Origin of the sequence: Sphaerisporangium siamense, from assembly GCF_014205275.1 — a bacterium.
In the GTDB taxonomy this organism is placed as follows: Bacteria; Actinomycetota; Actinomycetes; order Streptosporangiales; family Streptosporangiaceae; genus Sphaerisporangium; species Sphaerisporangium siamense.
The window spans coordinates 1078254-1089856 of the sequence record NZ_JACHND010000001.1; the positions used below are offsets into that span (position 1 = coordinate 1078254).

At 71.3% G+C, this 11603-nt stretch carries 13 protein-coding genes; 4 read left to right on the plus strand and 9 right to left on the minus strand.

Annotated features, from left to right (window positions below; genetic code table 11):
- Window positions 1–25 precede the first annotated feature (25 nt).
- Entirely contained in the window at window positions 26–1228 is a 1203-nt protein-coding gene (locus tag BJ982_RS05025) for a hypothetical protein (protein WP_184877007.1), read from the minus strand.
- A 179-nt stretch (window positions 1229–1407) separates the two neighbouring features.
- Here BJ982_RS05025 and BJ982_RS05030 point away from each other — a divergent pair, with 179 nt between their 5' ends.
- Window positions 1408–1992 carry a hemerythrin domain-containing protein gene (locus BJ982_RS05030; RefSeq protein ID WP_239123279.1) on the plus strand — a complete coding sequence of 195 codons (585 nt, stop codon included), beginning with the start codon at window positions 1408–1410 and terminating at the stop codon, window positions 1990–1992.
- A gap of 155 nt (window positions 1993–2147) precedes the next feature.
- On the opposite strand, the gene BJ982_RS05035 is transcribed toward BJ982_RS05030, so the two are convergent.
- The 4 genes from BJ982_RS05035 to BJ982_RS05050 form a co-directional block, all read right to left on the minus strand.
- On the minus strand, window positions 2148–2732 hold the full coding sequence (locus tag BJ982_RS05035) for a hemerythrin domain-containing protein (RefSeq protein WP_184877009.1): 585 nt from the start codon (window positions 2730–2732) through the stop codon (window positions 2148–2150).
- Between the two features lie 18 nt (window positions 2733–2750).
- Window positions 2751–3953: a hypothetical protein gene (locus tag BJ982_RS05040; RefSeq protein WP_184877011.1), complete on the minus strand. Its 1203-nt coding sequence runs from the start codon at window positions 3951–3953 to the stop codon at window positions 2751–2753.
- 12 nt (window positions 3954–3965) lie between these two features.
- Complete coding sequence (locus BJ982_RS05045; protein ID WP_184877013.1) at window positions 3966–4409, minus strand: DUF4383 domain-containing protein; 444 nt, start codon at window positions 4407–4409, stop codon at window positions 3966–3968.
- Window positions 4410–4816: 407 nt separating this feature from the next.
- Window positions 4817–5458: a GAF and ANTAR domain-containing protein gene (locus BJ982_RS05050; RefSeq protein WP_184877015.1), complete on the minus strand. Its 642-nt coding sequence runs from the start codon at window positions 5456–5458 to the stop codon at window positions 4817–4819.
- Window positions 5459–5611: 153 nt separating this feature from the next.
- On the opposite strand from BJ982_RS05050, the gene BJ982_RS05055 reads away from it, so the two are divergent.
- Entirely contained in the window at window positions 5612–6769 is a 1158-nt protein-coding gene (locus BJ982_RS05055; protein ID WP_184877017.1) for a nitrogen regulation protein NR(II), read from the plus strand.
- A 328-nt stretch (window positions 6770–7097) separates the two neighbouring features.
- Entirely contained in the window at window positions 7098–7298 is a 201-nt protein-coding gene (locus tag BJ982_RS05060; RefSeq protein WP_184877019.1) for a hypothetical protein, read from the plus strand.
- A gap of 114 nt (window positions 7299–7412) precedes the next feature.
- On the opposite strand, the gene BJ982_RS05065 is transcribed toward BJ982_RS05060, so the two are convergent.
- From BJ982_RS05065 to cobF, 3 genes are all read right to left on the minus strand, one after another.
- Entirely contained in the window at window positions 7413–7706 is a 294-nt protein-coding gene (locus BJ982_RS05065) for a DUF2795 domain-containing protein (RefSeq protein ID WP_184877021.1), read from the minus strand.
- Window positions 7707–7894: 188 nt separating this feature from the next.
- A complete protein-coding gene (locus BJ982_RS05070; protein WP_184877023.1) occupies window positions 7895–9118 on the minus strand; it encodes a cytochrome P450 in 1224 nt (407 codons plus the stop codon).
- Window positions 9119–9361: 243 nt separating this feature from the next.
- Window positions 9362–10111 carry a precorrin-6A synthase (deacetylating) gene (gene cobF, locus BJ982_RS05075; protein WP_184877025.1) on the minus strand — a complete coding sequence of 250 codons (750 nt, stop codon included), beginning with the start codon at window positions 10109–10111 and terminating at the stop codon, window positions 9362–9364.
- A 193-nt stretch (window positions 10112–10304) separates the two neighbouring features.
- Here cobF and BJ982_RS05080 point away from each other — a divergent pair, with 193 nt between their 5' ends.
- Window positions 10305–11363 (plus strand): sensor histidine kinase, encoded by a 1059-nt coding sequence (locus tag BJ982_RS05080; protein WP_184877027.1) that lies wholly within the window; start codon window positions 10305–10307, stop codon window positions 11361–11363.
- A 15-nt stretch (window positions 11364–11378) separates the two neighbouring features.
- On the opposite strand, the gene BJ982_RS05085 is transcribed toward BJ982_RS05080, so the two are convergent.
- Window positions 11379–11591 (minus strand): hypothetical protein, encoded by a 213-nt coding sequence (locus tag BJ982_RS05085; RefSeq protein ID WP_184877029.1) that lies wholly within the window; start codon window positions 11589–11591, stop codon window positions 11379–11381.
- Between the last annotated feature and the right edge of the window lie 12 nt (window positions 11592–11603).

Below are 11603 nucleotides of genomic sequence, written 5' to 3' on the forward strand. Positions count from 1 at the left end.
CCGAATGGAGTGCGGTGGTGTTGTGTCAGCGGTTGAGCCGGAGGCTCGGCACGGGGTGCGGGCCGTCGGTCTCCAGCCGGTACTCCTCACCGGACTTGTGCACGTTGTCCTCGATGACCTGCTCGGACGGCGGCCGTTCGCCGCCCATGACGGCTTCCTGCATGCGCTGGAAGCGTTCGTGGGCGTCCTGGACGTAGCCGGTGCCGAGCGTGGTGTAGTCGATCTGGGTGGCGAGCAGGTCGCGCAGGAACCCCTTGTTCGGCTCGAAGGTCACGGGGGCGGGCAGCTCGGGGGCGAGCACCTGCTCGGGGTCGCGGCCGTCGTGCTTCTTGAACAGTTCCGCGGCCAGGCGCAGGTGTTCGATCTCCATGTTGAGGTGCAGTTCCCAGATGCTCTTCACCTTGGGGTCGGACTCGGTCTCCATGAACGAGTGGTACAGGTAGCACTCGTTGTACTCGTGGTTGAGGAGCATCTCCCACCAGCTCTCCCCCGGGTCGACCAGCGACTCGTAGTGGGTGACGTGCTCCTCCTCCACCATCCCGATCTCCTGGTAGAGCTGCCGGGCGATCGGTTCCATGTAGGTGGGGCCGACGTTCATGTAGAAGTTCATGGTCTGCTGCTCGGCCGCCATGATCGTCAACGCGTGCAGCTTGGAGATCGGCGCCGCGCTGTTCCTGTCGTACGGCTCCCGGACGTTGTCCACGGGGTCGCGGTGGTGCAGGTAGGTCGGCCGTCCGGGCATGACCTCGGTCAGGTCGTCGACGATCTTCTCGGCCTTGCGGTGCTCGATCATCTCGTACAGGTTGGCGTACCGGTACAGGTGATCGAAGTCCTCCAGCACCCCGAACTCGTACGCCTGCCTGAGGTAGGGGTCGGGCTCCATCCGCGCCACCCACGCGGTCAGGTCCACCGCCACCTGCTCGTAGGCGATGGTCGTCTCCAGCACCGACGCCAGCCCCGGCAGCAGCCAGTTCACCGCCTTCTGCTGCTGCGCCTCGATGTACCGCACCCGCGCGAGCTGCTGCTTGAGCTCCACGCTCGGGCAGTGCCGCGCCAGTTGGTGGCCGAAGAAGATCGCCTCGACCTCGATGCCGTTCATCGTGATGATCCGGCACCGGGTGTACGGATCGGAGTGGTCCGGGTCGATGGGCATGACGTCGAGCTCACGCCAGTTGCGCACCTGCTTGTCGAGCGGGATGCCACGCTCCCGCAACGGGTTGAAGGCCATCCGCGAACTCCTTCCACGCTGGGTGGGCCGGTGACGGCCTGCTCCCGGCGGACGTACCCGAGGGTCGGCCGAGCGATGCTCCCGGTCACCACAGGAGATGGCGCGCAGTTGGTAAGGCAGGGGATGAGCTGGGAGAACGCGGGTAGGCCGTGGGCCGTGCACGAGAGGAGACGCATCACATGACGGACACGCGGACCAAGCCGGAGACGATGGGCGAGGACGACGTCATCGACCTGCTGGTGGCCCAGCACGGGATGATCAGAGACCTGTTCGACGAGGTCGAACAGGCGTCCGACGCCGAGAGGGGGGAGGCCTTCACCCGGCTCGTGCGCCTGCTGGCCGTCCACGAGACCGCCGAGGAGGAGATCGTCCACCCGTATGCCCGCCGCAAGCTGGACGGCGGCGAGGCCGTCGTGGACGATCGCCTGGCCGAGGAGAACGAGGCCAAGGAACTGCTCATGCGGATGGACCAGGCCGGTCCCGACGCGCCGGACTTCGCGGACAACCTGGCGCTGCTGCGCGTCGCCGTGGAGACGCACGCCCGCAGCGAGGAGCGCTACGAGTTCACCAAGCTCCGCGGCCACACCAGCGAGACCGAACGGCGAGCGCTGGCGGCGGGAGTGCGGGCGGCCGAGGCGATGGCTCCGACCCATCCCCACCCCGGCACCGAGACGGCCACCAAGAACGTCCTCGTCGGCACCCCGGTGGCGATGATGGACCGCGTCCGCGACGTCATCCGCCAGACCATCGGCAAAGGAGACTGACCCGCCACGTTCGCGTCACGCGCCGGCCCGGTGACACGTCGCCGGGCCGCCTGCCCCGGTCATTCCGACGACACGAGCAGGTCGTCGCGTTCGGCCAGGCGAACCGAGGATGGCCCGCCGTGCATTCCCTCGCTTCGCCTGGTCGAACGCACGGATCAGTTCCGCTCGGCCGTGGTCCGGCGGATCGCGTCACGGACGCGGTCCATCAGCGCCACCGGCGGTCCCAGCAGGAGGTTCTCCGTGGCCGACTCCACGCCCGGATGGGGGTGGGTGGGGGCCACCGCCTCGGCGGCCTTCAGACCGGCGGCCAGAGCTCTGCGCTGGGCCGGCGTGGTCCTGGCGCGGAGCTGGGTGAACTCGTAGCGTTCCTCACTGCGGGCGTGCGCCGTCACCGCGCCGCGCAGCAGAGCGAGCCGCTCCAGGAAGTCCGGCGCCCCAGGACCGTGCTTGTCGAGGTCCATCAGCAACTGCTTGGCCTCGTTCTCCTCGGCCAGGCGGTCGTCGACGACCTCGTCACCGCCGTCGATCGCGTGGCGCGCGTAGGGGTGGACGATCTCCTCCTCCACCGTCTCGTGCACGGCGAGCAGGCGGACCAGCCGCCGGAACGCGCCGGGCCGCTCCTCGGCACCCGCCCGCTCGACCTCGTCGAACAGGTCGCGGATCAACGCGTGCCGGCGCAGCAGCAGATCGACGACGTCGCCGTCGTCCGTCCGCTCGGTGGCCTTGTCATCTTCCCTCATGATCTGCTCCTCGCGGGGTCACCGGCCGGCGCGCAGCCCGTCCACCGGATGCGGTCCTTCGGTCTCCAGCCGGTACTCCTGGCCGCTCTTGGCGCGGTTGTCGGCGATGACCTGCTCGGACGGCAGGGGCTCGCCCCCCATGATCGCCTCCTGCATGCGCTCGAAGCGTTCGTGGGCGTCCTGGACGTAGCCGGTGCCGAGCGTGGTGAAGTCGATCTGGGTGGCGATCAGCTCCCGCAGGTACTCCTTGTTGGGCTCGAAGGTGACCGGGGCGGGCAGTTCGGGGGCGAGCACCTGCTCGGGGTCGCGGCCGTCGTGCTTCTTGAACAGCTCGGCGGCCAGGCGCAGGTGTTCGATCTCCATGTTGAGGTGGAGCTCCCAGATGGCCTTCACCTTGGGGTCGGACTCGGTCTCCATGAACGAGTGGTACAGGTAGCACTCGTTGTACTCGTGGTTGAGGAGCATCTCCCACCAGCTCTCCCCCGGGTCGACCAGCGACTCGTAGTGGGTGACGTGCTCCTCCTCGATCAGGCCGATCTCCTGGTAGAGCTGCCGGGCGATGGGCTCCATGTAGGTGGGGCCGACGTTCATGTAGAAGTTCATGGTCTGCTGCTCGGCCGCCATGATCGTCAACGCGTGCAGCTTCGACAGGGGAGCCGCGCTCGCCTTGTCGTACGGTTCGCGGACGTTGTCCACCGGGTCGCGGTGGTGCAGGTAGGTCGGCCTGCCGGGCATCACCTCGGTCAGGTTGTCGACGATCTTCTCGGCCTTGCGGTGCTCGATCATCTCGTACAGGTTGGCGTACCGGTAGAGATGGTCGAAGTCCTCCAGCACGCCGAACTGGTAGGCCCGCTTGAGGTAGGGGTCGGGTTCCATCCGTGCCACCCACGCGGTCAGGTCCACCGCCACCTGCTCGTAGGCGATCGTGGTCTCCAGCACCGACGCCAGCCCCGGCAGCAGCCAGTTCACCGCCTTCTGCTGCTGCGCCTCGATATAGCGCACCCGTGCGAGCTGCTGCTTGAGCTCCACGCTCGGGCAGTGCCGGGCGAGCTGGTGGCTGAAGAGGATCGCCTCCACCTCGATGCCGTTCATCGCGATGATCCGGCACCGGGTGTAGGGGTCCGCGTGGTCGGGGTCGAGCGGGGTCACGTCCAGCTCGCGCCACGTGCGGAGCTGCTTGTCGAGAGGGATCCCACGCTCGTGCAGAGGGTTGAAGGTCATGGACGCACGCTCCTAGTGGTGTGTCGGGTGGCGGCGGGACAGGAGCAGGCCGAGGCCGATCATCCCTACGGCCAGGACCAGGTGGAGCCAGTTGTCGGGGGTGTTCAGGGGAACGAGGTTGGCGTCGCTGTCGTGGTCCACGATCAGTCCGTAGATCCACAGCAGCCCGTAGACGATCCCCCCGGCGATCAGGAAGTTCCTGGCCCCCTCCCACGTCCGGGACAGCACGACGCCCGCGACGCCGAAGGCCAGGTGGACGATGTTGTGGAGGACGGAGACCTGGAAGACGCCCAGCAGCATGGCGTCGGAGTGGTGGCCCGCGAACCGCAGCGTGTCGTAGTCGGTCGTGATGCCAGGGATGAACCCGAGCACACCGACGAGGAGGAACACCACGCCGCACGCGAAGGCGGCCCACTGCAGGGTTGACCGATCTGTTCGTGCTCGTGTGGTGGCCATTGGCTCTCCCTTGGGGTGTGGCCGGATGGGGAAGGCGCCACGGAGACGCGGCGAGGCGGGGCGACGGAGATGGCGGGATCATGTGCCGGGTACGGCACGGCGTGTGTGACGCGCTGGCCGGAGAAGCTTGAGAGCCTCGACGATCCCCACGGACGCCGGGGAGTCCGGTGCTCTGGAAACACCGGACATTCGGCTGCGGGAACACGGCCCCCGGCCGGTCCGCGGGGATCGCGAGGCCGTCCGAGGACGTCCACCGGCCGGCCCCACCGGTCACCTCGGTGACAGGGGCCGCCCGTGCCCAGGTCGGCGCCGCGACGCGGTTTCATCGAACTCCCATGCCGGAGATTCGTGATGCATCGTCAGCGCGCTGTTGTGCTGGGCCCGTCCCGTACCCCTGTGCCGGGCCTCTAACCTTTGGCGGGGCCGTCTTCGGAGGTCGCGGGTGCGCCGATCCGCCGGGCGATCAGGTGCTGGGCGACGTCGCGAAGTTTGAGATGCGAGTTCTGCGAGGCCCGGCGCAGCTCCGCGAACGCCGTCTCGGCGTCGCAGCGCAGCGCCTGCATGATCATTCCCTTGGCCTGTTCGATCGGCCAGCGGGACGCCATGGTCTCGCGGAGCTGTTCTGCCCTCCGCCGCCCGCGCTCGCCGTCGTCCAGGGACCGCACCAGCAGGGCGGCCTGCGCGGCGAACGCCGACACCAGCGGGACGCTCCCGGGTCCGAGCCGGCCGGGGCGCACCTCGTACACGGTCACCACGGCGACGACCCCGTCCGTCCGTCCTCCCGCGGCCAGGCAGGCCCGGACGCCACGGCGCAGGGCGGCGCGGCAGAAGTCGGGCCAGCGGTCGTCGAGGCGGGTGTCGACCACCAGGACGGGCCGCTCCGAGGTCACCACCTGACCGGCCGGTCCGCGGCGCGGCTCCAGTTCGGCGAGCTCCCCCAAATCCGGATGGGAGGCCACGAGGAGGCGATCTCGCCGTTCGCGGCGCGCCTCGACGGTCGCGCCGCAGACCCCGGCCGCCATCGCGACCTGGTCGGCAAGAACGCTCAAGGCCCGCGACGGGGTGTCGTACGGAAATCTGATCGAGGCCGCTGCCATCAAGACCTTTCGCCGGATGTGGTGACGAATGCCCGAGTACCCACGGGGAAGGACGCCAGTCCGGAGTCAGGCGGGACCGTTCCCGGGGCGGTGGGGGGAGAGAGGATGACCGAATGGTCGGGGGCCGAGGGGTTCGAGGAGAGGCTGCTGAGCTTCCATCGGCGGCTGGACGACCTCCGCGGGTCCTGGACCGGTGACCCGGCGGCGAGCGCGCAGCTCGCCGAGGCGGCCCTCCTCGAACTCGACCTCGCCGCCGAGGAGCTGACGGTCCGGCACGAGGAGATGCGGCGCCGGACGGACCGCCTCGCCGCCGACAAGAGCGCCACCGATCACGAGAAGCAGCTCTTCCGGGCCGCGTTCATGGACGCGGCCACGCCGGCGCTGGTCATCGGCGGTGAGGACGCGGTGATCAAGCGTGCGAACACCGCCGCCCTGCGCCTCCTCGGCATCTCGCCGTCCTACGCCTCCGGGCGTCCCTTCCCTGTCTTCGTCGATCTGGCGTTCCGCGCGCCGTTGCGCTCGATGCTCGCCGCGGTGGCCCGCCGGGGCGGCACGCGGGTGACGCGCAGCCGCCTGGTACGGCGCCGCCTGCCGCCCGCGGACGTCACGCTTCTGCTCACCCGCCTGGACCTGCCCGCGAGCACGCCCCACATCCTGATCGGCGTCCCCGAGCCGTACGCCGGGCCGGGACAGGTCCGGCCAGGCCCGCAGGAGACGGCACAGGACACGCGCGAGCGGGTGGGCCGGGAGGATCTCGTCCTGTCCTTCGCCCGCCTGCTGCTGGACCCGGGCGTGACGACGCGGTCGGCGGGGCGGGCCCTGCTCGACGGGTTCTCCGACTGGCTGGCGATCGACCTGGTCACCGGCGGGACGTGGCGGCGCGAGGTGTCGCTCGGCCCCGTCCCCGAGTCGGCCGAGGGTCCGCTTCGGCGGACCGGCGAACTGGCGCGCCAGGTGCACGCCGCGGGACGGACGCGGGTCGTCGCGCATCTGGAGGATCTCGGCCTGCTGGGGTACGACGAGGCGGGCGCCCCGCTCGCCGTCGCCCTGAAGGCGAGGTCCGTGGTGTGCGCGCCGCTGGGCGCGTCCGGCGCCCTCACCGCCGTCCGGACGACCGCGCGGGCGCCGTTCACGCTGGCGGAGGCGGCGCTGCTGGAGGAACTGTGCGAACTGCTCGCGGCACGGATGGCCCTGGGTCGTGCCCACCCGCCGGACGGTGGTGCCGGGAACCCCGGCGGGGTGGCGGCTACGCGCCCTGGTTGAGGGTGGTGGCCCAGCGGCGGTACTCCTCGGCCTTGCCGCGAGCGCGACCAGGCCCCAGGAACCGGCACCGGGCGAAAAGCCGCTGTCTGCCCGCATGCATGAGTGCGTTCGGGATAGGGCTTACATCGTGGAGCGAACCGAGATCGACCAGGTGTCCCGCCTGCGGGACGACGACGCGTCCCCGCGCGGCCTGGTCCTCGTTCTGAACTCATGAACACCGTCTGACCCCGGCGGCCGTCCACCGCGTCCGCCACCCGGGTCAGCGCACACCGTTCCGCGCCGGGACGGCCCGGCCGACCGGCTCACCGCCGGGCGAGAAGGAGGCAGAATGCCGGAGAACACGCGCCCCGACGACGAGAACGTGCCCTTGGCCGACCGCCGCGCGGGGCAGGAGGACCAGCACGACGAGCCCGACTTCGCCGAGGAGTCCGCCCCGTCCCCGACCGACCCGGCCGGGCAGCCGCGCACCGACCCCGACCGGGACGTCTACGGAGACGACGAGGGCTACGAGGAGCCCACCCGGGCCTGAGCCCGGCCCGGGGCGGCGTGAAGCGGCCGCCGCTCCGGTGCTCTCCCACGCGGAATCCGGACCGGTGAGCCAGGTGCGTGGCCCACCGGACCGGCGTCGTGCTCTCCGGGCAGGTCAGGCGTGGAAGCCGCCGCCCAGGCCGAGCTGTTCCGCGACCTCCTCCAGGTTCTCGAAACGGCGGTCGGGCAGGGCGCGCAGCGCCGACAGGACGCCGTCGGGCGCCTGCTCCTGGCGGGCGCGCTCCACCAGTTCGTCACGGTCGGCGGGAAAGGCGTGGGTCCCGCTGATCCACGTGGCCAGCTCGCTGCGTTCGCCGACCTCGCGGGCGCCGATGCCCTCCGGCGACCTCGGCTCGTGCGCCGGGGAGAAACCCTGGGCCTGTCCGTTGCCCGCGTCTTCGCGCTGCATGGCCGTTGCCTCCTGGTGCTGGTGCTTTCTGGCTGACTACCGGCTCCCATACCCCGCTCCCGGCGGCCAAACGGCCGGTCCCGCGCGACTCGCAAGCCTGTGACCTGGGGTTTCGGCACGGCGAACCGAGCAGCGGAGGATCATGGAGCAGAGCCGGGCACCCGTAGCGGAGGCGTCGGCGGCGAAGGCTAGAGGTCGCCGTCCGCCGCGGGCGTCAGGACGAAGCCGCTCGCCGGGCGGGCCGGGATACGCCGCAGGGAGATCGTGAGGTTCTGCCGGGGGACGTCGTACCGGAGGCCGGCCAGGCGCCGGGCCAGGGCCCGCGTCAGGGCGACGGCCAGATCGTCGCCCGGACACCGGTGGCCCGTGGCGGGGTCGCCGCCGCCCTGCGGGATGAGGTCGAACGGGCCGGGCGGACCGTCGGCGAACCGGCGCGGCTCGAAGACGTAGGGGTCCTTCCACAGGAGCGGGTCGTGGTGCTGCCCGTAGATGTCGAGCAGCACCAGCGAGCCGGCGCGGATCGGCTCCCCGCCGAAGTCCAGGTCCCTGACCGCGAGGCCGCCGACGAACGGGGCGAAGGGGTAGAAGCGCCGGACCTCCTGGACGAACATCTCGGCGTACCCGGCCTCCTCGCGAAGAGGCGCACGGTGGTGCGGCCTGCGGTGCAGGGCGTGGGCGGCGAAGGTCAGCCACCAGCAGACGGCCACGGTCGGACGCAGCACGTTGAGCAGCTCCACCGCGGCCACCCGGGCGTCGATCGTCCGGCCGTCGGCGTCCTGGTGGCGGGCGACGGCCTCGACGGCCGACCCCGGCGCCGCCCGCGCCGCGCCGCCGCGCACGTCCTCGATGAGACGGGCCAGCCACGCCTCACGCCGCCGGCGCGCCGAGCGTGCCCGCCAGTGCCGCGGACCCGGGGTCGCGAAGCCGTCCACCATCGCGACCAGGTCGGCGGCCACCGCCGGGACCTCCGCCTCGTCCAGCGGCACGCCGGACCACGCGCAGACGGCCCGCGTGAGGACGGCCGCCGTCTCGTCGAACAGCACGACCGGCTCGTGGGGACTCCAGGAGTCCACGGCGTCGTCCCACGCGGTCGTCACGTGATCCACCAGACGAGCCACGCCGTCGTCGGTGAGCAGCGCCAGGAACAGCGCCTTGCGCGCGCGATGCGCCGCGCCGTCCAGGGTGTGCACCGCGCCGTGGCCGGTGAGCGTGCTCTTGACCAGGCCGGGCAGGGCCCCGTCCCGGCGTATGTGGCGTTCGTCGTAGAAGAACCGCGCGGCCTCAGGTCCGCGCAGGGCCACCGTCCGCCGTCCCGCCAGCCGCGTGCGCGCCACGCCGCTCCCGGCGGCGCGGCGCATCCGGGCGGGCAGCCATCCGTACCCTTCCAACAGCGCGAACAACGTCTCGTCCATCACGTGCATGGGCAGGTGCTGCCCGGCCGGCCCCCCACGAAACAAGGCGGCGGCCGTCCGCACGGGGCTCGCGAAGCCGCCGCCACACGCCGGACACGTCGGCGGCTCCCCGATCGGGACACGACCCCCGGTACCGATTCATGCCACGAGGTTGCGTTCGATGATGCGGGGAGCCTGCTCATGACGCTTTCCAGACCGGGCGGCGACGATTCACGGAACGGGCCCGTGCCCCGGAGCGTCCCTTCATCGGAGGCGGCGCAGCAGGTAGGTGTCCATGATCCAGCCCTTGCGGTGGCGGGCCTCGGCGCGGAGGTCGCGGATGCGGTCGGTGACCTCGGGGACGGGGCCTTCCACCAGGATCTCGTCGGGGGTGCCCACGTAGGCGCCCCAGTAGATGTGGAAGTCGCCGTCGAGGCCGGCGAAGGCGGTGTGGGCGTCCAGCATGACGACCAGGTCGTCGGCCGTGGGGCCGTCCTCGGCCAGGCGGCGGCCGGTGGTGACGTGCACCGGGCGGCCGACCTGGGTCAGGCTCACGCGGTGGCGCGCGGCCAGCGCGGCCACGCTGCTGATGCCCGGGATGACCTCGTAGTCGAAATGGACGGCGCCCCGGGCGAGGATCTCCTCGACGATGGCGAGCGTGCTGTCGTACAGCCCCGGATCGCCCCAGACCAGGAACGCGCCGGTCTGCCCGTCGGCGAGCTCGTCCTGGACGAGCCGCTCGCAGATCCGCGCGCGGCGGGACCGCCAGTCGTCCACCGCCGCGCCGTAGGCGGCGGCGGTACGGTCGCGCTCGGGGTCGCCGGCCTCGACCACGCGGTACGGGGCCTCGGCGTGCGCCTCGATGAGGGTCCGCCGCAGCCGGATCAGGTCGTCCTTGGCCTCGCCCTTGTCCAGGACGAAGAACACGTCGGCGCGGGCCATCGCCTTGGCCGCCTGCAGGGTCAGGTGATCGGGGTCCCCGGCGCCGATGCCGATGATGAGGATGCGCTTCACCCGCACGAGTCTGCCCTCCCCGCCCGCCGTGCCCACCGCCCGGGGGGCGGGGAGACCGTGACCGCGGGCGCTGAGACAGGAGGGCCGGCGCCGGGTACATCAGGAGCATGGCCCGGATGACGGGGCGGACGCGTCCCGGGTCCGGGGGATTGATTGGCTGGACCTGTACCAGCCGATGCCGGGACGTCGCAGGATGACCAGTCGAAGAGCGTGGCGGCACCGCTCCGTCAAGACCCGTGTGACCACCGTGGCGAGCGCCGCCGCGGCGCTGGTCTGCCTCGCCGCCGCCCTGACGCTGTCGCTGGCCGCGCCCGAGCCCGCGCTCTACGGCACCCCGGCCGTGCTGGCGGGGCTCGTCGGCGGTTCGCTGCTGCTGATCATGGCCACCGCGTTCGGGACGTACTGGATGATGGGCAGGACCCTGCGGCCGGTGCGCGCCATCAGCAGGAAGCTCGCCACGATCCGGCCCTCCACCCTGGGCGAGCGGGTTCCGCTGCCGAGCCATGACGACGAGTTCAAGGAGTTGGCGCGGGCCGCCAACCAGACGCTGGAGCGGGCCCACGCGGCGATCCAGGGCCAGCTGAGGTTCGCCTCGGACACCTCCCACGACCTGCGCAACCCCCTCGCGGGGATGCGCACCGAGATCGAGGAGGCGCTCATGGGCGGGGAGGAGACCGACTGGGTGGAGACCGCCGGCAGGCTGCTGGAGTCGGTCGAGCGGTTGCAGGACCTGGTGACCAACCTGCTGGAGATCTCCCGGCTCGACGCGGGCGTCATGCGCCACCACGACCTCCTCAACCTCGCCGTCCTGGTGGACGGCGAGCTCGACCACCGGCCGGGCAAGGTGAGGGTGGTCAGGAGGTTCGGCAGCGGCGTGATGGTCTACGGGGAGCGGGTCGGACTCACGCGGCTGCTGCACAACCTCATGGACAACGCCGAACGCCACGCCCGCTCCGTGGTCATGGTCACCGTCGAGCACCGGGGCGACGCGGCGGTGCTGGAGGTGTACGACGACGGGAGCGGGGTGCCGCCCGAACAGCGGGAGGTCATCTTCGAGCGCTTCGCCCGCCTGCAGGAGGCGCGTGCCAAGGACAGCGGCGGCACCGGCCTGGGCCTGCCGATCGCCCGGCAGATCGCCGAGGACCACGGCGGCACCCTCGTCCTTGAGGACAGCCCGTCCGGGGCGCGGTTCGTCGCGCGCTTTCCCCGGCCGGCCGCTCCGGGCGCCGGCTTCGCGCTCCTCCCGGGGTGACCCCGGCGGCAGCCGTCAGCAGTAAACCTGGACGTAATCGTCGGCGCCGTCGGCACGCCGGACGCGGTACAGGTCGTAGGGAATTCCCCACAGGTGTACCGTGCGTATGAATTCACTGCCCACAGGAGCTTTTTCCGGGCATCGACCTGCGATTTCGGCCTTGGCGTTGTGCTGGGCGAGAATTGCGAAGACGACCACGACGAGGGCGACGATGCCTATTCTCTTCATACTCTCAGGATA